Here is a 24,161-nt window from a genome sequence, read left to right on the forward strand (position 1 = left end):
AACCGGAGTCACAGTCATGAGTTTGAAAGCAAGAGATGCCGTGGTGGTCGATGCCGTACGCTCACCCATGGCCAAGGTCAAGAACGGCGCCTTTCGTCACGTCCGCGCCGAGAATCTCTCCGCTGCCGTGATGCAGGCGCTGTTCACTCGCAACACGAAGCTCGACCCTGCCTGCGTCGACGACATCCTCTGGGGTTGCGTCAACCAGACCCTGGAACAGTCGATGAACATCGCGCGCAATGCCGCCATTTTGACCGGCATCCCGCGTTCGGTGCCGGCGCAGACTATCAATCGCCTGTGCGGATCGTCGATGAGCGCGCTGCATATCGCGGTGGCCAACATTCGCGCCGACATGGGCGACTGCTACCTCATCGGCGGGGTCGAGCACATGGAGCACGTGCCGATGGATCACGGCATCGATGTCAATCCGGCGGTCAGCAAGAGCACTGCCAAGGCGGCGATGATGATGGGCTTGACGGCGGAACTGCTGGGCAAGATGCACGGGGTGACTCGCGAACAGCAGGACCAGTTCGGGCTGCGTTCTCATCGACGCGCCAGCGAGGCCAACCGTCAAGGCTATTTCGACAACGAGATCGTGCCGATCGAGGGACACGATCAGCAGGGCTACCGCAGTCTGATCAAGCACGACGAGGTGGTACGCGAAGACGCCAGTCTCGAACAGATGGCATCGCTCAAGCCGGTGTTCGATCCCAAGAACGGCACGGTGACCGCGGCGACCTCGTCGGCGCTCTCCGTTGGCGCTTCGGCGCTGATGGTGATGAGCTACGAGCGGGCGAAATCTCTGGGACTGGAGCCTCTGGCGAAAGTCGTCTCGACCGGCGTGGCCGGCTGTGATGCCTCGATCATGGGGTATGGCCCGGTTCCGGCGACGCAGAAGGCGCTGGCAACCGCCGGTCTCAAGATCGGTGATATCCAGACGGTCGAGCTCAACGAAGCCTTCGCGGCACAGTCGATCCCGGTGCTGAAGGATCTCGAACTGCTCGATCGCCTGGATGAGGCGGTCAACCTGCATGGTGGTGCCATCGCGCTCGGTCACCCGCTGGGCTGTTCCGGAGCGCGTATCTGCACCACCTTGCTCAACGTCATGCGTCAACAGAACACTACGCTCGGCCTGGCGACGATGTGTATCGGCATGGGGCAGGGTGTGGCTACGGTGTTCGAGCGCGTATAGGGTTCGAATCCGCGTGCAGGGTGCCAGTCGAAGTCGGTATCCAGTCGAAGTTGGTATCCAGTCAAAGTCGGTAGCCAATCGATCGCCGCCTCGTCCATGCGAGGCGGCGTTTTTCGTGGATTCGAATGAACGTAACTGGGTCTTGGGACAAGCTCAGTCGAGGAACTGCAGCCGATCGCTGGCGATACGCGCCTTCGACCCGTAGTGCCAAGGGAGGTTGTCGCGCCCGTGGCCGACCGGAAGCCCTGCGTAGAGCGGCAGGCCGCGAGGGGCGATCCAGGTCTCGAACAGCGTCTCGATCTCGAGATCCCCGTAGGGGGCGCAATTCTCGAAAGTGCCGATGCAGACGGCAGCGGCGGTGTCCAGCGCGCCGGAATGGACCAGCTGCCACAGGTCGCGCTCGAGCCGGTAGTAGGGCTCGCCAACATCTTCCAGAATCACGATCGCCCCGGGCGGTGCGCGAAACGCCAGCGAGGTGCCGGCAACGCTGGCCAGGGTCGCAAGATTGCCGCCGACGAGCGGCCCTTCGATCGCCGCCGCTGAAACTGTCGAAACAGGCGTCAACGCCACGCTCTCCGGCGACCGGCCCTCGAGCAGCCCGAGCAGGGCACCGAAATCGCGATGGCTCGCGGCGCGAAGGTCGGCGTCATCGCTGGCGAGTTTTACGCCCTCTTTCATCACCGGGCCATGGATGGCCGGCAAGCCGTGGCGATGGCACTGATCCAGCAGCACGCTGAGATCGGAATAACCGATCAACGGCTTGCGAGAGAGCCGGTTCCAGTCGATTTCGGTCGCCAGGTGGGCGCAGCCATAGCCGCCGCGAACGGCCCAGACGGCATCGGTGTCGGGATCGGCGTAGGCATCGTAGAGCGTCTGAAGGCGATGCTCGACGCTCCCGGCCAGATAGCGCCGTTGATCCTGTAGCCGATCGGGAAAGCGAACGGCGATACCGAACGGCTGCAAGGCCCGGGCGGCTTGTTCCAGCACATCGGGTCGGGTGAAGGAGGCAGGAGCGATCAGGCTGAAAGTCGGAGACATGGGTAACGGCTTCACGAAAGCGGGCGAATGAATGAAAGTTTCGCACGTTACGCCAGCACGGCGCCCGACGCTACCGGCCGTTTTCTTTCCCCGGCCTGACGCGTCATGCGACGGCAGGGAGGCTTCACTGGGAGACGCGATCAGAGGTCTCTTTTCAACCGCTCCAATAGCTGTTCCACGGGCATGGGGCGACCCAGGTAGAACCCTTGGTACTGCTTGACGCCCAATGTCTGCAGCAGTTGCCACTGTTCTTCGGTCTCGACGCCTTCGGCAACGGTTTCCATGCCGAGCAGGTTGCACAGTTCGACGATGCCTGCCAGCAGGTCGCGTGAACGCCGGTCCGCCTCCAGGCCGTGCATGAAACAGCGATCGATCTTGATGGTGTCGAAGGGCAGTCGCTTGAGATAGCCCAGCGATGAGTAGCCGGCGCCAAAGTCATCCATCGCGACACGGAAGCCCTGACTTCTGAGATGTTCGATCCGAGCTTCCGGTATCCGCGTGTCTTCCATGAACACGGACTCCGTCACTTCCAGTTCGATCTGGTCGGCCGTGATGTGGTGGCGTTGGCAGGCACTGCGCAGCGTATTCGCCAGCTTATCGTCCATGACATGCAGTGCGGAGATGTTCACCGATACCGGTAACGGATTACCCGTGGCGGCCAGGCGGGCGGCATATCGGGCGGCGCGGTCGATGGCCAGGTTGCCCAGTGCCGACGCCATTCCGTTGTTTTCGGTAAGTGGTACGAAGACGGCAGGGGGGACTTCGCCATGTTCTTCGGTCATCCAGCGCGCAAGTAGTTCGGCGCCGATCATCCGGTTGTTGCCGTCGAACTTGGGCTGGACCACGAAGTCGAGAGCGTCCCTGGCGATGGCTTCCCGCAGGTGGGCGAGCATCGACATCTGTTCCAGGCTGTGATGCTTCAGCTGCTCGTGGTAGACGATGATGGCGTTCTTGCCCTTGTTCTTCGCTGCATACATGGCGACATCGGCATGCTTGAGCAGAGTCTCTCCATCACGCCCGTTTTGCGGCGCGTGAACGATGCCGATACTGGCGGTGACGCTGATCTGATGCCCGCCGATCACCATGGGGTGGGACAGCGCTTCGAGCAGGCGTTGGGCGATCCTGTCGGCGAGTTCCGTGTCATTGCCCACCTCGATGACCACGACGAATTCGTCGCCGCCCCAGCGCGCGACCAGATCCTTGCTACGCACCGTGGCGCGTAGCCGCTTGACGATGATTTTCAGCAGGATGTCGCCCGACTGGTGCCCCAGCGAGTCGTTGATGTGCTTGAAACCATCCAGATCGATGAAGAGGACCGCGAGCCCGTGTCCAGGCAGGAGCCTGAGCAGCCGCCCGTTCAGCGTCTGCTGCAGCGTCGCACGATTGGGCAATTGGGTCAGCGTGTCGATCCTGGCGAGATGCTCCAGCTCCCGCTCGGAGCGCTTGCGTGCCGAGATGTCCCGTAGCGCGGCGATATAGTGAGTCTCGCCGGTCTCTTCCAGCGTGAAGTGGCTTAGGGTCAGTTCCACGGGAACGGGTGCTGCCCCTTCGACATGGAAGAGTCCTTCGTAGTGCTGGATGCGATCGTTGCTCGCGACCGTCGCCGGGTCGGAGCGCAGCACATCGGCATCTATGTACTGCTGCAGTGCGCGGCCGAGTATCGCGCTCGGCGGTAACCCGCCGAGCTCGGTGAACGCGTCGTTGATTTCCAGAATGCGCCAGCGATTGTCGACGACCAGCATCGAATCCCGCGAGGCGGCGAACGCGTGCGCCCGGACGCTGCCATGAGGTCGCTGGTCACGCGGATCGTCGAGGACTTCCCAGGTGCCGGTTGCCGCGAGAGGGGAGGCGTCATCGTCGCGCGAGGTGATCGCGCCGCGGATGCGCCACCAGATCGATGGCTTGGTGGCGTCGGGTTGTATCAGCACGTCGACGCGGTCCTGCTGACCGTCGTTCATTCGCCGCCATAGGGTGATCAGGCGCCGACGCTCGGCCGACGGCATCGTCTTCAATAGCGTCCACCAGTCAAGACGCAGAAGGTCGCTATCGCTTCGTTCGGTTACCGTGCCGCAGAGAAAGCTGCGTTCGGGGGCGGCCCACCGCCAGTAGGAGGTCTGGGCTGCCGCCATGGCTTCCAGCGCCCATTGCTGGTGTGTGTCGAGATTACCAACCATCGCGTTTCCGAAAGGCGGGGCAGGCAGCACTGATTCTCCGAGGCTATCGTCGGTGTCTTGTGGCGAACCGCATTGGAATTCATTGTCGATGGACATGGGACGGGATCTCGATCGCACTCGAATGGCAAAAGCGAATCACGGAAGGTGATTCGAACTCTATCGGCTCATTTCGCTAAAACTTGATGGTCCTGAACGCTATGGGTTCTCGCCGTGGCCCTCTTTCCGAAAGCTCGCACCTTGATGCCATGTAGCCTATAGCAGGGCCGTCATGAAGAGTGACAGTACGGCCAGAAAGCTGACGACGAAAAGAGAAGACCTCAGCGTCGCCAGATCCATGGCGTAACAGAGACCATGACCGATCCGAGCCAGCACGAAGACAACGCAGGCGATATCCGCAAGCCTGCCGCCACCCGAGGTCTGCATGGCAACGATACCCGCGGTGAACAGCGCCAGCGCTTCCCAGGCGTTGCTTTGCGCTGCCCAGAGACGCGCGCCTTTACCTGTCATCTGCGCATATTGCTGACGTGGATGATGATTATCCAGGTGACCGAATTCCCGGCGCCTGACGCTGCTGCCCCAGAATGCCAGCCAGAAGGGCAATAGCGCGGTTATCAGCAGGCACCATAGTGGCAGGCTCATTGCATTCCCTCTTGCATTCTCTCGGTCGATCCCGCCGAACGCCTTACCCGGCGATTTTTAGTCAAGATAGCAGATCGTTCGTCGATCGTACGGTTGTCGAATACGGTCGATCGTGACCTGAAAATATTGGCGCCTCGACCGCCTCGTCATCGGAGCATTGTCCGATATTTCTTTTCCCAACCTGGTCCGGTTCAGACATCGTCGCTCGGCGCTATCCGTTCTACACGCTCCAGAATGCTTGCCACCTCCGCCAGTGTCGATGTGTCGAGTTGATCGGTAGTGGCCTGCAAATAGGTGCGATCCTCGAGATAGAGGCAGAGCGTTTCGATGAAGCGAATGCGCAGATCATAGAGCGAGGAGCGGGCGTCGAGGACATCTACCAAGTCTCTCAGGCCGAGAGATTCGCCGCGAATCGCCGCCTGCAGGAACAGACTGCCGGATTCCACCGAGCGCTGCAGGGCCTCCAGCTGGCGCAGGTCGCCCTGCATGCTGAGCAGGCGCTTGCGAACCTCCTGCTGGGCCAGTCGGCGTTCGTTCTCCGTGCTGGCCGCGCTGGCTCGTGCCGTCAGCTCTCCCTGGCGAATACTGGCGGTGGTATAGCCACCCTGGTAGATCGGCAGGTTCATTTCCACGCTGGCCGAAAGATCGTTGCTGGTTCTCAAGGCATCGCTACTGTCGACATCGCTATAGCCGACCACCAGGTTGAGTTCGGGATAGCGTGACGCGCGTCGCACGTCGGTATCCCTGTCGGCGACGCGCTGGCGCTCGGCGGCCAGGCGCACCTGCACGTTATTCCGGCTCAGTGACAGCCAGCTCTCCAGCGGGCGAGATTCCGGCGCGATGTTCAGGTTCTCCGGGGTATCGACCAGCACCGGATCAAAGGGAAGCGAAACGCCGGTCAGCCTTTCGAGATCGCTCAGGGCGTTGGTCAGGTCATTTTCCGCCGATGTCTGGTCGGCGACCGCCTGGTCCAGCCGCGACTGGGACTCCAGCAGGTTGATACGATCGCCGATGCCCAGGTCGTAGGCCCGTTGCGCCTGGCGCTGCTGCAGTACCAGCGACTCGCGCTGCGCGATCAGCAAGCCCAGCTTGCGCGAGGCCTGATAGGCATCGAGATAGGTTTCCACCACCTTGACCGCGAGGTCACGCTCGGCGACGGCTACCTGCAGCGCGGCCGCATCCATCTGCGCGCGAGCCTTGCCGACCCGGCGCCAGCGCTCGAGACTGAACAGCGGCTGTGTCATCCGCAGTTCCCAGCTGGTGTCCCGCGTCCGGCCGGACACGCGATCGTCATAGACCTCGTCAGGATAGTCATCGGGATTGTCGGTATAGATATTATCGGCGTCCGTGTAGCGATAGGCGGCGGTGGCATCGAGCCGGGGGCGCAACCCTGCCTGCGCCATCGGCACTTCCTGCGCCATCGATTGGCTATCCAGGCGCTGGCTCTGCAATCCACTGTCGTAGGTCAGCGCCAGGGCGACCAGCTGTGGAAGGGAAGGTAGCGGCGCTGGTGCGGTGCCGGCCGGCTCCGGTAGCGGCGCTTCGATCTTGAGTGGCTGGGCATGCGCCGTGGCGATCAGCGTCGCCAGACAACCGGTCAGGATCCATTGGTGAATCGATGGCATTACTCTTCTCGCATCGCGCGTGCCAGCATGTCGCTGAACGGTTTGAACATATAGCTGGCAAAGGTGCGGTCGCCGGTCTTCAGCATGACTTCGGCAGGCATGCCGGCCAGCAGCTGCATCGAGGAAGTCATTTCGGAATGACCCAAATCGGTGACGCGGATGCGCGCCTTGTAATAATGGGTTCGTGTGGCCTCGTCTTCGAAGCTGTCCGCTGAAACGTGGGCGACCTCTCCCTCGATGACATTGGATAACCGCTGGTTGAAGGCACTGAAGCGAATCTCGGCAGGTTGTCCGATGCGGACGTTGTCGATGTCGCGGTCGGGAATTCGCGCTTCTACGATAAAGGCTTCGTTGGCCGGGACGATTTCCATTACTGTGTCGCCGGAGCGAATAACGGCGCCTTGGGTGTGGACCTGGAGACCGACGACGGTCCCCGAGACCGGCGCGACGATGGCGGTACGCTGAACCTGGTCGCGCAGCGCGGTGACTCGCTCTTCGGCGTCCGTCACCTGGGACTGGACATCCTTGAGATATTCGCCGACTTCCTGGTGGTACTCCTGCCGACGAATCTCCTTCTGGAAGCCGTTTTCGCTGATCTGCGAACGTAGCTGCGCCACTTCGGCGCTATGCTGGGCGTTTTCCCCCTGATACTCGAGCACCTGGCGTTCGAGCTCACGCAGACGCTGGTTGTCTCCAAGCCCCTCCTTGAACAGCGTGCGATAGTCGCTGGCTTCTCCGGAAAGCGAGTTGATCTTGGATCGATTGACCTGCTGCAATCGTTCGAGACCGGCGATCTGCTCCTGCATCTGGCGAGCCTTCTCGTCCAGCGCGGACAGCGCATCCTTCAACGACTGCCGGCGGACCTGGAACAGACGCTGCTGCACGTCGACCACGGCCTGCACCCGCGGCGACACGTCATCGAGCAGGATATCGGGAAACGTCAGCATGTTGCGGTCACTTTGCTCGGCCAGCAGGCGGACCTCGCTCGCCAGGGCGATGCGGTATTCCGATTCGGCAATCGAGAGCTTGGCCAGCGGCTGGGTGTCGTCGAGTACGATCAGCGAATCTCCGGCGCTGACCTGATCGCCATCCTCGACCAGGATGCGTTTGACGATACCGCCCTCGAAGTGTTGAACCTTCTTGGTCGAGGTCTCGACGGCAACCGATCCCGGCGCCACCACCGCGACCGCGAGATCGGCCGTGACCGACCACAGCACGAAACCGCCCAGGGCGAATACCAGAATGGCCAGTCCCCAGCGCCGGCTGGTGCGATCGCTGGTGGGCAACTGAGGGGCAGGAGCCCCGAGCGCTATCGGCGCGGCAGAGGAAATCGTCATGACGTCGGCGGCTCCGGGGGGAGAGGAAGAGATGATCGCGAGTCGTCCGGTTTACCGCGGGCACGCATCCGGATGGAGTGAACGGGTGTGCCACTCTCCCGCGAGGATTGCGCCATCTTTGGCGCAGGCTGGCGGGCGGGAGCGCAGGACACCATGCGTCCTTCCTGCAGCGTCAGAACACGGTCGACATGCTCGAGGATGGTCGGTGAATGACTGATGATGAACACTGTGGTGCCTTGAGTCTTGAGCTGGCGCAGGCAGTGCAGCAGCGCGCGTTCGCCGCTGGCATCGAGATTGGCATCCGGCTCATCGAGCACCACCAGAACCGGGTTGCCGTAGAGCGCCCGGGCCAGGCCGAGTCGCTGGCGCTGCCCGCCGGAAAGGATGCCGCCGGCCCCGCTGATCTGGGTGTCATACCCCGCCGATTGACGCAGAATGATGTCGTGCACGCCCGCCTTCTGGGCGGCCTCGATGACCCGCGCGGGATCCAGATCACCGAAGCGGGCAATGTTTTCGCTAATGCTGCCGTCGAACAACTCGACATCCTGAGGCAGATAGCCGATGAAAGGCCCCAGCCGTTCCCGCGGCCATTGGCCGATATCGGTGCCCCCTAGCCGGACACAGCCATTTTGAACCGGCCAGACGCCCAGCATGACGCGAGCGAGCGTCGACTTGCCCGCGGCACTCGGGCCGACGATAGCGATATGCTCGCCGGGGTTGCACAGCAGATCGAGCTCCCATAGCGTCGGCCGGCTTTCGCCGGGAGGGCCCGCGGTCACGGACTCAAGTGCCAGGCGCCCGGTCGGTGGCGGCAGTGGCATGCGCTGAGGCTCGGCAGGTACCGCCGAAAGCAGAGCATTGAGCCGTCCGTGCGCGGTACGTGCGGCGATGAAACCCTTCCAGCCACCGATCATCTGGTCGATTGGCGCCAGCGCGCGGCCCATCAGGATGGAGCCGGCGATCATCATGCCGCCCGTCAGGCTACCTTCAATGACCAGAAAGGCACCCAGCCCCAGGATCAGCGACTGGAACATGATTCGCAGAGTTTTCGACACGTTGCTGAGGGTACCGGCTCGATCGCTGGCATGGGATTGATGCAGCAAATAGTCGTGATGCTTTCCTCGCCAGCGGGCGAGCAGATTCGGCAGCATCCCCATGGCCTGGAGCACTTCGGCATTGCGCAGATTGCTCTGGGCCAGGTCCTGAGACTGGATGTGCTCCCGGTTGGCTTCGCTCAGCAGCGACTGGGTGCTCTTTTCGTTGATCCATGCCAATGCCAGCAGCACGCTGGCGGCGACGGCGGCGAAGATCCCGAACCAGGGATGGAACAGCGTCAATATGGCGATGTAGACAGGAATCCAGGGCGCATCGAAGAAGGCGAACAATCCGTTGCCGCTGAGAAACTGGCGTAGCGTAGTCAAGTCATTGAATGGCTGAGCCGACGGTCTGCCCGGCGCCAGTAGCGCTCGCTTGAATGTGGCCTGATAGAGTCGCTCGTTGATCTGCATATCGAGCCGGTTACCGACACGAACCAGGATGCGCGAACGCACCAGGTCCAAGGCGCCCATCACGACGAACAGGAACACCACCACCAGCGTCAACATGAGCAAGGTTTCAGGGCTACGGGTGGTGATCACGCGATCGTATACCTGCAACATGTAAATCGACGGCGCCAGCATGAGCAAGTTGATGAACAAACTGAACAATAAGATAAACAGAAAGGCCTGACGACTGGCCGAGATAGCCCTTTGCAGGTCGGTTTTGTCCTGGGGGTTTGCCACAGCATTTTCTCTTCTGAGGTTGTTGTGGAAAGTGGCGTTGATGCATCGCTGTTCCCATCAGGATGCGTAAATTGTGCACAAGCTTACAAGCGGGATTTTAAATGGTTTTTCTCGGTAAAGAGAGGTTAATGAATTTTAGAATTTTCTAATAGTTTTTAAAAAACAATGATTTATTGTGGCTTTTCGCGATTGGTTTAGTGGGTTGGGAAGTTGGTGGGAATAAAAATAAAGGATCTAATGGAGTGGCGGTTACGAATTTGTGCTGAAATTTCAGGGCGATTTTTAGTGCTTTAGTTTGATATTTCTCATTCTTGAAATTTTATGTAAACGCGCCTTTATAATAGGGGCAGAAGCTTGGCTAACACGATGATGGTTTGCCGAAATCAGGGCGTGGAAAACTCAAATCTTTCCTGCGCCTCGCTAAATTCGTTTTCATGGTTGTAGAAGTTTCAACTTTGCGCCGAAAGTGAGAAGCGCTAGGTTGCCATCGGTAAGACTCCATCGGTAAGACTCCGGCGATAAAATTTTAGTCACGAGTCCGTCCTGGGTCTTCCTGTACATAACAACGACCAGCGATAGGGGGCTTCCGTTAGTGCCCGGAAGGTCAACATCGTGTCGGTTAGCGCCGAACGGGTGAAGGTCATTCTCGCTCGTTTCATAAACACCAACTTCTGCGTAGGTGCTCCATTCATGTTCACGCTATCCATCATCGATGCCCAGACAGGTGACGTCGTCGAGACGTTGACGCAGGGCGCTGCGATCACCCGTGACTTTCTTGGCGAGGACTACTGGCTGGAAGTCACGCCCATCGACAGCGCTGGCTTTGTCGCCAGTGACGTCGCCGGTCTCTCTCTTGCGGTAACTGACTCGGCGGGTAATCCGAGCGAGCAGTTGACCTCTGAGAGCCCCTATCGTTTCACGTTGCCCTCGGATCTGGACCGAGGTCTGACCAATCTGATGTTGGATGCGTTGGATGGAAGCGGTCAGCTTTTGACTGGCAGTGAGCAATCGATCGATATCGAAATCGTCAATGTCGAAGGCTGGTCGGGCGATGTCTTCACCCTCCAGGGCGAATCGTTGATGCCCGATGATGGCGCCTCGGCTGCCGACACCGTAATTCGTAACTCAGCGAATCCCGAAGCTACGGCGGCAGCGGGGTCTGATGGGCTATGGGATGGATCGAGCGGTACCGGGTACATGGACATGGGCGGACAGATCGGGGACGCGGCCTATTTCGAGGTGGATGTCGCCGCTGCCGGCACCTATCAGCTCGATGTGCGGTATGCCGGCAGTAGTGCATCTGGTTTTTCACGCCCGATGGCGGTGCTGGTCGATGGCAACGATCAGGGCACCTTGACGTTTCCCTCGACCGGTACCGGGACGGTCGGCTGGGAAACCTGGCAGCACGCGACGCTGACATTGACCCTGGATAGCGGTACCAATGTCATCCGGTTGGAGAACATCGTGGGAGGCGGCCCGAATATCGACAGCCTGACGTTGACCGCGGTCGCTGTCGACGACGGGCCGGCGCAGCTGGTCATTCAGGCCGAAGACCCGGCGCTGGTCTCCATCGATGACAGCGGATCGACGAGCAGCGCTGGCCTGACGCGAGTCGTCGACAGCGAACATCCCGACGCGCAGGGCGTCGTCAGGGCGGGCGCGATCGATGGCGGCTATGTCGACTTCGGCACGAATGCCGGCGATGCGATCACCTTTCAGGTCTCCCCCGAGGAGACCGGGATCTATACCGCGACGATTCGCTACGTCAATGGCGGAACCGGCGATCGCCCGCTGCTGCTCTCCATCAATGGTGCCGAGCCCACACTGGTCTCGTTCCCGCCGACCGGATCCTGGACCGACTGGAGCGAGATCAGCGTGTCGGTGCCGCTTTCGGCGAGCGGCAATACGCTGAAGTGGACGATACCCTCGACAGAAGAGGGGGGGATACCTAACGGCCCCAATATCGATCAGATCAGCTTCGACTACGCCGAGGCCATTCCCAAGGTGGCGTTTTCGATCGAGGGAGAAGCGCTTGCCATCGATGATGGTTCTTCTCTGGCTGATACCGTCGTGCGAGATGCCAACAATCCTGAAGCCAGTGGTGGTGGCAGCGATGGGTTGTGGGGTGATTTCAATGGTAGCGGCTATCTGGATATGGGCTCGCAGGCGGGGGATGCAGCCTCCTTCGCGATTAACGTCGTCGAATCAGGCACTTATTTCCTGACGATTCGTTACGCCAGCAGCGGCGCGGCGGATCGCCCCATGGCGCTGTCCGTGGACGGAGATGCTCAGGGAATCATCGCCTTTGCGTCTACCGGAGTGGGTAGCGCAGGTTGGGAAAACTGGACCGAGACTACGATCGAGATCGACCTCAGTGCCGGCGATAACGTGATCAGACTTGCCAATATCGGCAATACCGGACCCAATATCGACAGTTTGTCGGTTGATAGCGAAGTAGAAAGTGAGCCGAGCGTAGAACCGGGTGAGCGCTTCGAGGTGAAGATCAACTTTCAGCCGGCAGACTCCACGACGCCAGACGGCTATGTAGCGGATACCGGATTGGCGTTCGGGAAGCAGTCAGTGAACATTGACGGTCAGAGCTACCAATATGGATGGGTGACCGAAGCGTCCATCGCCAATGGCACAGCCAACGGTACGATGCCGATGGCGATCGCCGGTCAGGACCCCGATGCTCTGGGAGATCGCAGCGGCACGCTTGCCAACGTAGACTCATTGCAAGCCACCTACGCAGGTTTCGACAAACCCGGCTACAGCCAGGACGCCGGTTGGGAGATCGAACTGGAGGACGGCTATTACGAAGTCACGATCTCCATTGGCGACAGTGGCGGCTCCTATGACAGCGTCAATCTTATCAATGCCGAGGGTGAATCGTTCGGTGAACTGACATCCGAGCGGCCGGACGGCTTCCCTGCCGATGACGATCCCACCAACGACAGCGAGGGTTACCGGTCGACGCTGGTCACGCGGATCGTGCAGGTCACCGACGGGCGGCTGACGCTCGATTCGATCGGCGTCGACAGCGCCAACACTGAAATTCAGTACATCGAGATCCAGTCACTGCCGGATCTGACGCCCAACGATGACCGCGAGGCACCAGCGGATTACGCTTATTTCACTGATCCACGAGCGGTTGCCGGTGTCGGCGAGCAGCAGGTAGAGGTGTCCCTCCAGGCGGAGGATGGTACGCCGCCGGTGGGCGTCGATCCTACGTCCGATATCTTCATCGGTATTTCGGTGGTTGACGGTCGCGGCGGCGCGCTGCTGGAGAGTCTCAACGACGGCTCGGTGAAGCTCTTCAATACCGTCACCGGTGAAGAGGTGGACTTCAATATCAACACCACCGGCGGGTTCGATTCGTTGACCATATCGCCGGTGGGCGAATTGGATGAGTACACCAGTTACACGCTGGTGATCGACGGCTTCCAGGATCGAGGCGACAACGATGATCCCAGCGCGCCCACCCGCGAGTTCCAGAAATTCACCACCACCTTCGTGACCGGTGCCGAACCGGAAGTCCAGGACAGCGAAGTGGCCTTCGACACGACGGTGGAGCTGAACGGTGCCGAAGATGGGGCGTATCTGTTTACCTCCATCACCATGTCGCCGGACTACACCAAGATCTATGTCTCCACCATGAACGGGGAGATCAAGCGTTTCGATGTCGATCCGAACACCGGGGCGCTATCCAACGAGCAGTCACTGGCGCTGGACTATTTCCAGAGCGAAGACGGCGCCCGCGGTATCGTCAGCCTGACTTTCGATCCGATCGACCCCAATGTCCTGTGGGTGACCGACAACTACCCCATTCCGCTAAGCGGGCGAGATAACGGTGTGCCCGATTTCAGCGGACGGGTCAGCAAGATCACCATCGACGACAGCGACGAGACATTAACAGGCACTGCGGAGACATATATCACGGGTCTGCCACGGTCCAACGGCGATCACGTCACCAACAGTCTGGTGTTCCATGCCAATCCGGAGTACGACGCCGAGACCAATCCAGACGTTCCTCCATACCTGTTGTACGTCTCGCAAGGAGCCAACACCGCCATGGGCGGGGACGACAGCGCTTGGGGTAACCGTCCCGAACGACTGTTGAACGCTAGCGTGCTGGAGATCGACCCGTATCGTGATGCGCCTGAAGGCGGCTTCGATGTCTCGACCGAGCCGTTGCCGACCGACGGCTCCAACACGCGCTACGAAGATAATGACAACGATCCCAAGAATGGCCCCATCGATATGGGTGGCGGTCAGTATCTGGTATTCGCGGAAGACGGCACCGCGACGATGCAGGATGCCGATGGCAACGTGTTGATCGAATACTACGATCCTTTTGCTGCCGATGCCGTACTCAAGATCTATGCCACAGGTATTCGCAACGCCTACGACCTGGTCTGGCATTCCAACGGCAATCTGTATGCGCCGACCAATGGTTCCGCGGCTGGCGGTGTCACACCGGACGACCCGGCGACGGCCTATAACGAGGCATTGATCAACGTTGGAATCGAGGACGATTGGCTGTTCAAGGTCGAGGAAGGCGGCTATTACGGTCATCCTAACCCGATGCATGACCAGTATATTCTCAATGGAGGAAATCCGACCGACGGCGACGATACTAACGAAACCGACGAGTATGCCGTGGGCACGGATGCCGATAGCAACTATCAGATCGATGACGTCTACTCCCTAGGAACCAACCGGTCCCCGAATGGCGCGATCGAATACACCAGTAATATATTTGGGGCGACTCTGGACGGCAGTTTGCTGTTCGTCGAGTACTCCGGGGGCGACGATATTCGCTGGGTCTCACTGGACGAAGATGGCAACGTCTCGGGCGATACCGTGCTGAGAGATGTCGACGGCAATGTCATCACTTATGTCGACCCGCTGGATATCATTGAAAATCCGCTGACCGGCCAGCTCTATCTCATGACGTTGAACCGCAGCACGGGCGAGAGCCAGGTCGTCCGGCTTGACCCGGTGCCGGGCGCCGTTATCGACCCCGGTACCGGCGATGCGGACCTGACCGTCATCGCGACGGTCCAGGCCGAGGACGACTCCTTGGCCGTCATTGCCTCCGGAGAAGTTGCCCAGGTCGTCATTCGGGATGGCGACAATCCCGAGCCGACAGATGTCGGTTCGGAATATGGTGTGCGTCCCGGTGCCTACGGAATGGATGGCAACACCAATGATAGCGATGGTGTCATCGGCGGATATGCCGACTTCGGGGCAACGACTGCTGATTTCGTCACGTTCAATGTCGATGTAAGCGCCGCCGACGCGGGTGATGCCGTACTCAGAGTGCGCTATGCCAACGGGGGAACGACGAATCGGCCATTGGAAGTCTTCGTCAATGACGTCAGCGTTGGCGTCTACGCATTCGAGCCACCGGTCGGTGTCAGCGGCAACGCAGCCTGGAACACTTGGCAGACACTGAATATCCCGGCCGAAATGCTCGCCGGTGCCAACAGCGTCCGCTTGCAGTCGGCGACCAACACGGGTCCCAATATCGATCAGTTGGAAGTCCTGATCGAGGATACGACGCCAGGCTATGCCGAGTATCAGGCGGAGAACGCGACGCTCGAAGGTGGCGCAGTCGTCATTCCCTCGACGACGTCGGATCGCGGGGCGTCAGGCTCCGGATTCGTCGACTTCGTCGGTACTGGCGATCAAACCGTTACCTGGGACGTGGATGTCGCTCAGGGCGGCGTCTATGAAATGACTTTCCGCTACTCGTTGACCAGCGGCAAGACCGACCGACCCCTGGCGCTGACGGTCAATGGCGTCAGCAACTCGACGGTCAATTTCCCCGCCACTAGCCAGACGGTCAGTGACTGGGTCATGCAGACCGTTAACGTGACGCTGGCTGCGGGAAGCAACTCGATCTCGGTCAGCGCACCGAACGGGGTCGGGCCGGATATCGACTCTCTCCAGATCGGTGACGGACCCATTGATGGCCCAGGCACTGGATCCATCAGCGTGGCGAGTACCGACCCCGGCTACTATGAGGATCGCGTCGTCTTCAATTATCTGGAAGACAATAACGTGACTCACCCGACGGAAGAGCCTCGCAGCTACAAGGATAGCGGCTCGGTCCTGATCACCAACAACGGCACTGGCGAACTGGCGGTGAGCAGCGTGACGGTCAGTGGGCCGTTCATGCTGGCTGACGCGCATGTGCTGGACGATTTGAAGTTGGCTCCGGGAGAATCCATCGAAGTAGGGGTGCTGTTCAATCGCGATGCCTATACTCCACCGGCTGCCAACGCCGATGACGGTGTATTCGAGGGCACCTTGACGGTTCAATCCAACGACTTGGATCAGCCAGTCACCGAAATCCAGTTGGCCGGCTTCTGGCAGGCCCGAGACGAAGGCGGCTGGGAGCCCAACCTCAACGAGATCTGGGAGATATTCGGGTTCGGGAATCGCATCGACGACCTCTCGACGCTGGATGGCGGCGGTAGCTCCGTCCTCGCCGATGCCGGCACTTATCGTGCGGTCAGCGCCGAGGAAGTCCTGTCACGTTACTGGCAGCTCGCTGATGGCGTCGAAACGGCCACGGTGACTCAACTGGCGGAGTTCGGTCCCTACGATGGTGGTCTGGCGCTGCATGAACCTGGCGACGTGTCGACAGGGACGATGCTCGTCGACTATGACAAAGTCGATAGCCAGACACTGCTGCCACATTCGGCCAATGGGGGCTATGCAACGGCTTCGTTCAGCCGCAGCGCTATTCCGGAAAGCTGGTCAGGCGATGGCGTCTTTGGCATATCGGTAGGTAGTTTTTCCACCGACCCCTCTCTCAACGTGCCCGGTGCAGGTACGCCAGCGGCAGATGCCGAAGGCATCGAACGCGGCTATTTGGTGCGCGTCTTCCAGGCGCTGGACACAGACGGAAGCGCCATTGCCAATACCTACCTGGTGTCGGTGGACATCAGCGGTATCAACTATGATTACAACGATAGTGTGTTCCTGATCGAAGGCATCGAGCCTGCTGCGCAAACACCGTTCAACGATGCTGCCACGCCTTGGGTCGTGGATAACGATGGTCTTACTCTTGATGCCGCCCTATTTGATGAGGGTGCACCTTATGTGGCCTACGAAGATTCCAGCGAAACCCAACTGGGTACCAACTTCCGCGAGGGCGGCGTAGACATCCGGGGTAACGGGGATGCGATTGGCTGGATCGGGAACGGGGAGTGGGTCGAGTACACCCTCGAGGTCGACCAGGCTGGCGTCTACGACCTTTCGTTTTTGTCCGCGTTAGGTGTGCAGACTGGCAGTGCCCGTTCGATCACGGCCACGTTCGACAACGGCGCTGGCGTCTACGAGGCCACGACCATCGGCGTCGATTACACGGGGGACTGGAGCACCTTCGCGGCGACCGAGAGCCAGAACGTGGCGCTGGAAGCGGGTGCGCAAACTCTGCGACTGACTTTCAACGGAGGGACAATGAACTTGGAGTCGTTCACGCTGACACCGGAAGCCAGTCCGGCGACGACCTCCATGGCGTCATTGATGTCGATGATGGCCACGAGCGAAGAGAGTGTCGATCTGATGCAGCTCCTGGATGACATCTCGGTGGCCAGCGACGATGTCGCCGTGGCCGGGTTAGACCATAACCCTGAGGTCGTCAGCATCGCCTAGGTTCAGGCTCCAATCTTCCGGCCAATAAGCAGCCGGGCGGCCCAAGCGGTTGTCCGGCTTTTTTACTCGGGAAAACAAAAATCCCGGCCGGTCAGCGAGCCGGGCATGGCCGCAACACGCCAATGATGAGATCTACGCAGACGCGTTAGGAGAACACAGCGAAACACTGAGCGATGTCGACCCGTTACAGGCAACTGACACCGGTTTCGACTAGCCAGAGCGCAGGTCGGGAAATCGAGCTTGAAGACGGTCACTACGAAGCCACGATCTCCATCGGCGACAACGTGCTGCGCAATGTGAACGGTAACGTCATCAAGTATGTTGACCGTTGGATATCATCGGGAACCCGCCGACCGCCAGCTCTATCTGATGACGCTCAACTGAAGCATGGGCGAGAGCCAGGTCATACGTCTCGAGCCCGTGCCAGATATCATTTTTCTGGATGGAGATGCCAACTTGACCACTATTACCACTGTTACTACCACTATTCAGGCCGAGGATGAGACCCGGGCGGTCATCGCTTCCGGGGCCGGCGCTCAGATCGTGATCCCTCTTGCTCAATGCTCCGGATTTAAGGTTGAAAGCTGAACTGAGTTTGGCGTCAATTGATGTGTCCAGTATCGTGAAGTCGATCAGGCGCCTGAATAAACACCATCCAAGAAAATACCCTATTGATGAAGTTCAACTTCAAAAACTGGAATTGCTTATATAACAGTTGTTATGTGACATATTGAATTTGAACGTTTCGAGTAGACTGGAGCCATGATGCTGAGTGACTGGAGTATGTAAGGTGACCCTATACCTGCTTATAAAGGATGGCAGCCAGGCAGGTGAAGAAGACTCAATAGTTCGCAGCCTACAACCGCCGCACACCCGTAAACTCGCGCCGCTATGCTATGCGTTATGCCACATAGTAGCTCGTTGAAAAAGTCATCGCTGACGATGCCCGAGGTCGAGTTGATTGGCGCACACAATACGGTAGGGCGGGTCATTAGGGCGGCGTGCACTAGCCCGGGTCCACAGGTCGGCGCAAGATCAGTGAGGTCGCCGACCAGCCGGTGCACACCGGGAAACGCGTGAGCTCGCTGCCGTGGATGAACAGTTTACTGGTTGGTGGCTTGGACGCCATGGTAGATGGCCGTCGGCGGGGAATGCATCGCTCATGAGGGCATGACCGTGAGACGCCGGGGGCCTAACCCTGTAAAGCCTTGGGGCATCTTCGATCTTGGGAAGTGATACCGGCAAGCACTGGTTTGAAGGGTTTGTCAGCTCCGTGTTGAAGACCATCCGCTCTACCTGCTGTCGTACTTCAGGATGCCGCCGTCCGATAGGCGTAAGGCATTTCCGCCAGCAATCCGCGGCCGCCGGCCAGCGTGATGGCGAGATCCTGCAGGCAATCCCACACCGGCAGGGCGACGGCGCCCTTGATGGCCAGATCGATGCGCTGCGCGAACAGCAGCAGCTTGTGCAGGCGTCGCTGGGGGAGCCGCTTGAGTGCCTGCTGATAACCGGGGCGACGCTTTTCCGGAATCATCGGCCGCTGCGCCTTGCAGGCGTGTTCCAGACTCTGACCCTGGTCGAGATGCTGGAAGATCGACAGCAGAGTACGTAGCTCGCGGGTCAGTGCCCACAGAATGACCGGCGCTTCGACCCCTTCCTGACGCAAGCCGCGCACGATCCGCGCGACTCGATCACGGTCGCCTTTCAGGCAGGCATCCGTGAGCGTGAAGACATCGTAACGCGCACTACTTTCGACCCCGTTGGCGATGGCGCTGACATCGAGGCGGGCGTTGGGCGGCATCAGCAGCGCCAGTTTCTGCAGCTCCTGGTCGGCTGCCAGCAGGTTGCCCTCGGTGCGCTCGCCGAGAAGTCGGGCCGCGTCCATGTCCATGGTGAAGCCATAGCGATTGGCCCGGTCACGCATCCAGAAGCCCAGGCGCTGGTGATCCACTGGCCACACCGGGACGAACACGCCCAGCTTGTCCAGCGTCTTGAACCATTTGCTCGACTGCGCCTTGCGGTCCAGGCGCTGGCTGGACAGCAGCAGCACGTTGTCGCTGTCGCCGGCCTGTTCGGCATAAGCCTCGAGAGCCTTGCCGCCATCCTGGCCGGGCGATTGCCCGCCCAGCCGGACTTCGATCAGCTTGCTCGACGCGAACAGCGACAGGCTGGACGCCGATTCCAGCAGTTGAGTCCACTGAAAGCCGGACTCCACATGCATGACCTCGCGCTCCTCGATGCCACGCTCGCGGGCAACCCGGCGAACGGCATCGCAAGCCTCGAGATGAATCAGCGGCTCGTCGCCTGCCACCATCACCACCGGCGGCAGACGTTTCTTGAGCGCGTCTTCCAGCTTGTCGGGAAATACCTTCATGGGGTCTCGAGCGCATCCAGTCGATCGATCAGCTGGGTCGCCGCGTCTCGACGCAGCTGTCGGATGGCCTCCGTGCGTACTTCTTCACCGGAATAGATGTCGTCGGTCGACAGGAGTACCGTCGTCGACGCTTCCAGCTGCTGCTGATTCAGCAGATAGGCATCGTCCGAGTCGCGCTGGACGGAGAAGGGCGCCGTCAGCGTGACTTCGGTTTCGCGGCTGCCGGAATCGGAACGTGTCAGCCGATTCTCGCTGATCCGCTCGTCGCCGAGATTGACGCGGATGTCCGCCGTGTCGCTGATACGCGTGCCGGCATTCTCCAGCGAGCGACGAACCTCCTCGCTGAACGGCGAGACGTTGGCGTTGAGATTCAGCTCCGGGATGGCCAAGGTCGGCTGGTTCAGGCCACGGAGCTGGAAGCCGCAGCCGGCCAGGGCAGTCAATGACACGGCCATCAGGCCGGCCAGAACGGTGCGACGCATCATGAGAAGCTCCTTTTGACATGACGGCACCGCTTTCGCAGTGCCGGATGGGTCCGATATCGAACGTTGCCGCTTGGCAAGGTTCCAGGTGGCAACGTTTCAGATGGCAACGTTTCAGATGGCAACGGCTCAGTTGGCGACGATATTGACCAGCTTGCCGGGAACGACGATGACCTTGCGCACGCTCTTGCCTTCGATATGGCGCTGCACGTTCTCCTCCGCCAGGGCGAGGGACTCTACCGCGGCCTTGTCGGCCTCTGCGGGCACGTCCAGGCGGGCACGCAGCTTGCCGTTGACCTGCACCACCAGCTCGATGCTGGCCTTGACTAGTGCGTCTTTGTCCACCGTCGGCCAGGCCGCGTCGATGACCGGCTCCTGATGGCCCAGTGCCTGCCACAGCGCATGGCAAGCGTGCGGGGTGATCGGCGCCAGCAGCAGGACGCAGGCTTCGATGGCTTCGCGACTGACGGCGAGACCCTGCGGCGAGGTATCGTCGAAACGGCCCAGCGCGTTGGTCAGCTCCATCACCGCGGCGATAGCGGTATTGAACGTGGTACGACGTCCGATGTCGTCGCCGGCCTTGGCAATGGTCTCGTGTGTCTTGCGGCGCAGATCCTTTTGCGTATCGTCGAGCGCGTTCACGTCGAGCGACGCCGGCGTTCCCGCCGCGACATGATCGGCAACCAGCTTCCAGAGCCGCTTGAGGAAGCGATGCGAGCCCTCGACGCCGGAATCCGACCATTCCAGGGATTGTTCCGGCGGCGCGGCGAACATCATGAACAGGCGCACGGTATCCGCACCGAAGCGATCGATCATCGCCTGCGGGTCGACGCCGTTGTTCTTCGACTTGGACATCTTCTCGATGCCGCCCATCTCGACCGGCTGCCCGTCGCTGATCAGTTTGGCACTGGTCGGGCGCCCCTTGTCGTCGCGCTCGACTTCCACGTCGGCCGGGTTGAACCACTCCTTGCCGCCGTTTTCCGTTTCGCGATAGAAGGTCTCGGCGATGACCATGCCCTGGGTGAGCAGGCGCTGGAACGGCTCGTCGCCGTTCACCAAGCCTTCGTCACGCATCAGCTTGTGGAAGAAGCGGGCGTAGAGCAGGTGCAGAATGGCGTGCTCGATACCGCCGATGTAGAGATCCACCGGCAGCCAGTAGTTGGCGCGATCGTCGAGCATCGCCTCCGGGTTGTCGGCACAGCAGAAACGGGCGTAATACCAGGAGGACTCCATGAAGGTGTCGAAGGTATCGGTTTCACGCGTCCAGCCGTCGCCGAGATCGTAGAATGCCGGCATCTTCTTGAGCGGCGAACCCGAGGCGTCGACCTCGACCTCCTGTGGCAGGGCGACCGGCAGTTCGTCGTCGGTGAGCGGCACGGTCTGGCCTTCCGGGCCATACTTGATCGGGATCGGCGCGCCCCAGTAGCGCTGGCGAGCGACACCCCAGTCGCGCAGACGATAGTTGATCTTGATCTTGCCGCGACCCTGGGATTCGAGCCTGGCGGCGATCGCATCGAAGGCGGCTTCGAACTCGAGGCCGTCGAATTCGCCGGAGTGAATCAGCTTGCCGTGCTCGACGTAGGCACCGGCGGAGAGATCCGGCACGTTGCCTTCGGCGTCGGCGATCACGGGCTGGATCGGCAGTTCGTACTTGGTGGCGAACTCCCAGTCGCGCTGATCGTGGGCGGGTACGGCCATGACGGCGCCGGTGCCGTACTCCATCAGCACGAAGTTGGCGACGAAGATCGGCACTTCCCGGCCGGTCAGCGGATGAATGGCGCGATAGCCGGTGTCGCGGCCGCGTTTCTCCATGGTCGCCAGCTCGGCTTCGGAGTTGCCGCCTTGCTGGCATTCGATCAGGAATTCGGCCATGGCCGGATCCTGTTCGGCAGCCTGCTTGGCCAGAGGATGACCGGCTGCTACCGCCACGTAGGTGACGCCGAAGAGAGTATCCGGACGCGTGGTGTAGACGTCGAGGCGCTCGGCGTGGTCCTTGACGTCGAAGCTCAACTCGACGCCGCGGGACTTGCCGATCCAGTTGCGCTGCATGGTCTTGACCTGCTCGGGCCACTCCACCTTGTCGAGATCGGCCAGCAGTTCATCGGCATAGTCGGTGATCTTGAGGAACCACAGCGGGATCTCCTTTCGCTCGACCCGCGCACCGGAGCGCCAGCCGCGGCCATCGATGACCTGTTCGTTGGCGAGCACGGTCTGATCGACAGGGTCCCAGTTGACCGTCGACATCTTCTTGTAGACGACGCCTTTCTCGACCAGCTTGGCGAAGAACCACTGCTCCCAGCGGTAGTAATCGACATCGCAGGTGGCGAATTCACGATTCCAGTCGTAGGCGAACCCCAGCGCCTTGAGCTGACCGCGCATGTAGTCGATGTTCTCGTAGGTCCACTTGCCGGGGGCCACACGGTTCTTGATGGCGGCGTTCTCGGCCGGCATCCCGAAGGCATCCCAGCCCATCGGCTGCAGCACGTTCTTGCCCTGCATGCGCTGGAAACGCGTGACGACGTCACCAATGGTGTAATTGCGCACATGGCCCATATGCAGCTTGCCGCTGGGATAGGGGAACATCGACAGGCAGTAGAACTTCTCGCGCGTTGCATCCTCGACGGCCTTGAAGCTCTGGTGATGGTTCCAGTATTGCTGGGCGGCGTTTTCAATCGCTTGCGGGTTGTACTGTGCGTCCATCGGTTTGGTCAGGCACCTTGCGTTCAGCGTATGGGAGCGCCAGAGTCCCCGCAAAAAGCTATACTCATCACAGACGAAAAGCGCGGGGTCGGCTTGATTTTTCAGGCCCACAAGCATACCCCAGACCCATCGTCGCAAGTAAGAGCTTGGCGCTGGCGGCGTGGATTTTGAGGCGAATATGGCGCCTGGCAGGCAAGGCTCGGTGTGCAGGGTTCATTGGGAAGGGCCGGGCAATGAAAGTCAGGCAAATCGATCAGCAGCAATTCGATCAGCAAAGACTCGATCAGTAACGACAAGGGGAATAGCCATGGATGAGCAACAGTCACGACCCGAGGCGCGTTCCCGTCTCAGCGAAGCGTACGAGCGCATTCTGACCCGGTTGAAAGATGGTGGCGGAGAGCTCTCCTGGGAGAGTTTTCAGCAGGAACTCGACGAGGCGGTGGCATTCGAAGCCGAATTCGAGGAGTTCACCAAGGACGAGATGGCGCTGCTGCGGGCCTGGGTCGAGCGGGACATGCGCGATTTTCGCCAGTTTCTGGCCAAGGGCGGCGAAGGTGTCGCGACCTGGCTGGGGATCGATCTCGACGTGCTCTCGCGGCGAGTCAGCGAAGCGCTTTTCTCGATCGCCGATCGCACCACTATCGACCGCGAACGCTTCGATGACGATCTCGAAGCGGCCCGGGCCGACTATACTGCCGGGGAAGTGGCCCTGCCCGGGCGCATGACCTGCGTCCACTGCGGGGCTCGCGTAGTGCTCGATCAGGTGGCCCGTCTGGACGCCTGTCACGCTTGCGGGCATCGCTACTTCCAGCGCGATTCCGGCGTGCCGTCCTCCGATTCCCAAGCGTAAGCGGGCATCGCCGCCGCCTGAGGAACATTTGGCAGCGAGGTCAGTCGTAACGGCATTCCGTGCCAAAACCGACGAGGGCCCAAGCGTGCCGAAGCCAACTCCAACCTGGCGGCAAGGACTGCTGAACATCGGCCTGCTGGCGGTATATTGCCACCCGCTACAGGCCGGCGAGCTTTCCCGGGATGCCGATTCAATGGCCCAGGCCGGCTGTCCCGACTGGCTGCCGGCTGCCACACGATGCTTCACTGGCCAGGATACTCACGGCGCCTATTACCCCGGCTTATTCATGAGGCCGGCCCGA

General features: G+C 60.5%; 13 protein-coding genes. 4 read left to right on the forward strand and 9 right to left on the reverse strand.

Going from position 1 to position 24,161, the window contains the following annotated elements; all coding sequences use genetic code 11:
* Positions 1 to 16: 16 nt before the first annotated feature.
* Entirely contained in the window at positions 17 to 1,192 is a 1,176-nt protein-coding gene (fadA, locus tag CCD76_RS15685) for an acetyl-CoA C-acyltransferase FadA (RefSeq protein WP_087720386.1), read from the forward strand.
* A 153-nt stretch (positions 1,193 to 1,345) separates the two neighbouring features.
* On the opposite strand, the gene CCD76_RS15690 is transcribed toward fadA, so the two are convergent.
* From CCD76_RS15690 to CCD76_RS15715, 6 genes are all read right to left on the reverse strand, one after another.
* Positions 1,346 to 2,230 carry a S66 peptidase family protein gene (locus tag CCD76_RS15690; RefSeq protein ID WP_087720387.1) on the reverse strand — a complete coding sequence of 295 codons (885 nt, stop codon included), beginning with the start codon at positions 2,228 to 2,230 and terminating at the stop codon, positions 1,346 to 1,348.
* Between the two features lie 140 nt (positions 2,231 to 2,370).
* Complete coding sequence (locus CCD76_RS15695; RefSeq protein WP_179208946.1) at positions 2,371 to 4,404, reverse strand: putative bifunctional diguanylate cyclase/phosphodiesterase; 2,034 nt, start codon at positions 4,402 to 4,404, stop codon at positions 2,371 to 2,373.
* A gap of 252 nt (positions 4,405 to 4,656) precedes the next feature.
* On the reverse strand, positions 4,657 to 5,043 hold the full coding sequence (locus CCD76_RS15700) for an MAPEG family protein (RefSeq protein WP_071230358.1): 387 nt from the start codon (positions 5,041 to 5,043) through the stop codon (positions 4,657 to 4,659).
* A 191-nt stretch (positions 5,044 to 5,234) separates the two neighbouring features.
* Positions 5,235 to 6,668 carry a TolC family protein gene (locus tag CCD76_RS15705; protein ID WP_087720389.1) on the reverse strand — a complete coding sequence of 478 codons (1,434 nt, stop codon included), beginning with the start codon at positions 6,666 to 6,668 and terminating at the stop codon, positions 5,235 to 5,237.
* On the reverse strand, positions 6,668 to 8,005 hold the full coding sequence (locus CCD76_RS15710) for an HlyD family type I secretion periplasmic adaptor subunit (protein WP_087720390.1): 1,338 nt from the start codon (positions 8,003 to 8,005) through the stop codon (positions 6,668 to 6,670). The genes CCD76_RS15705 and CCD76_RS15710 overlap by 1 nt, the downstream gene beginning before the upstream one ends.
* Positions 8,002 to 9,786, reverse strand: coding sequence for a type I secretion system permease/ATPase (locus CCD76_RS15715; RefSeq protein ID WP_087720391.1), 1,785 nt, complete (start codon positions 9,784 to 9,786; stop codon positions 8,002 to 8,004). Before CCD76_RS15715 ends, CCD76_RS15710 begins: the two co-directional genes overlap by 4 nt.
* A 690-nt stretch (positions 9,787 to 10,476) precedes the next feature.
* Between CCD76_RS15715 and CCD76_RS15720 the strand changes: the two genes are divergently transcribed.
* The gene (locus CCD76_RS15720; protein ID WP_087720392.1) at positions 10,477 to 17,454 is read left to right on the forward strand and encodes a carbohydrate-binding protein; all 6,978 of its coding nucleotides are present in this window, start codon (positions 10,477 to 10,479) and stop codon (positions 17,452 to 17,454) included.
* A 1,309-nt stretch (positions 17,455 to 18,763) separates the two neighbouring features.
* Here CCD76_RS15720 and holA read toward each other — a convergent pair.
* The 3 genes from holA to leuS all read right to left on the reverse strand — a co-directional run bounded on the left by holA (position 18,764) and on the right by leuS (position 23,010).
* Positions 18,764 to 19,828, reverse strand: coding sequence for a DNA polymerase III subunit delta (gene holA / locus CCD76_RS15730; RefSeq protein ID WP_087720393.1), 1,065 nt, complete (start codon positions 19,826 to 19,828; stop codon positions 18,764 to 18,766).
* Entirely contained in the window at positions 19,825 to 20,313 is a 489-nt protein-coding gene (locus tag CCD76_RS15735; protein WP_087720394.1) for an LPS-assembly lipoprotein LptE, read from the reverse strand. Before CCD76_RS15735 ends, holA begins: the two co-directional genes overlap by 4 nt.
* A gap of 126 nt (positions 20,314 to 20,439) precedes the next feature.
* Positions 20,440 to 23,010 carry a leucine--tRNA ligase gene (leuS, locus tag CCD76_RS15740; protein WP_087720395.1) on the reverse strand — a complete coding sequence of 857 codons (2,571 nt, stop codon included), beginning with the start codon at positions 23,008 to 23,010 and terminating at the stop codon, positions 20,440 to 20,442.
* A 307-nt stretch (positions 23,011 to 23,317) separates the two neighbouring features.
* On the opposite strand from leuS, the gene CCD76_RS15745 reads away from it, so the two are divergent.
* Both CCD76_RS15745 and CCD76_RS20215 read left to right on the forward strand, forming a co-directional pair.
* Positions 23,318 to 23,860: a zinc ribbon-containing protein gene (locus CCD76_RS15745; protein WP_087720396.1), complete on the forward strand. Its 543-nt coding sequence runs from the start codon at positions 23,318 to 23,320 to the stop codon at positions 23,858 to 23,860.
* An 85-nt stretch (positions 23,861 to 23,945) separates the two neighbouring features.
* Positions 23,946 to 24,161 (forward strand): hypothetical protein (locus CCD76_RS20215; protein ID WP_218777053.1); only part of this gene is annotated, 216 nt, incomplete at its 3' end.

Origin of the sequence: Salinicola salarius, from assembly GCF_002179555.1 — a bacterium.
Lineage (GTDB): Bacteria > Pseudomonadota > Gammaproteobacteria > Pseudomonadales > Halomonadaceae > Salinicola > Salinicola salarius_A.

Excerpts from the sequence above, each read along its gene's own strand:
- CCD76_RS15705 (WP_087720389.1), bottom strand. The coding sequence starts at position 6,668 with ATGCCATCGATTCACCAATGGATCCTGACCGGTTGTCTGGCGACGCTG.
- CCD76_RS15720 (WP_087720392.1), top strand. The coding sequence starts at position 10,477 with ATGTTCACGCTATCCATCATCGATGCCCAGACAGGTGACGTCGTCGAG.
- CCD76_RS15710 (WP_087720390.1), bottom strand. The coding sequence starts at position 8,005 with ATGACGATTTCCTCTGCCGCGCCGATAGCGCTCGGGGCTCCTGCCCCT.
- fadA (WP_087720386.1), top strand. The coding sequence starts at position 17 with ATGAGTTTGAAAGCAAGAGATGCCGTGGTGGTCGATGCCGTACGCTCA.
- CCD76_RS15745 (WP_087720396.1), top strand. The coding sequence starts at position 23,318 with ATGGATGAGCAACAGTCACGACCCGAGGCGCGTTCCCGTCTCAGCGAA.
- CCD76_RS15735 (WP_087720394.1), bottom strand. The coding sequence starts at position 20,313 with ATGATGCGTCGCACCGTTCTGGCCGGCCTGATGGCCGTGTCATTGACT.
- CCD76_RS15700 (WP_071230358.1), bottom strand. The coding sequence starts at position 5,043 with ATGAGCCTGCCACTATGGTGCCTGCTGATAACCGCGCTATTGCCCTTC.
- holA (WP_087720393.1), bottom strand. The coding sequence starts at position 19,828 with ATGAAGGTATTTCCCGACAAGCTGGAAGACGCGCTCAAGAAACGTCTG.
- leuS (WP_087720395.1), bottom strand. The coding sequence starts at position 23,010 with ATGGACGCACAGTACAACCCGCAAGCGATTGAAAACGCCGCCCAGCAA.
- CCD76_RS15695 (WP_179208946.1), bottom strand. The coding sequence starts at position 4,404 with ATGGTTGGTAATCTCGACACACACCAGCAATGGGCGCTGGAAGCCATG.
- CCD76_RS15690 (WP_087720387.1), bottom strand. The coding sequence starts at position 2,230 with ATGTCTCCGACTTTCAGCCTGATCGCTCCTGCCTCCTTCACCCGACCC.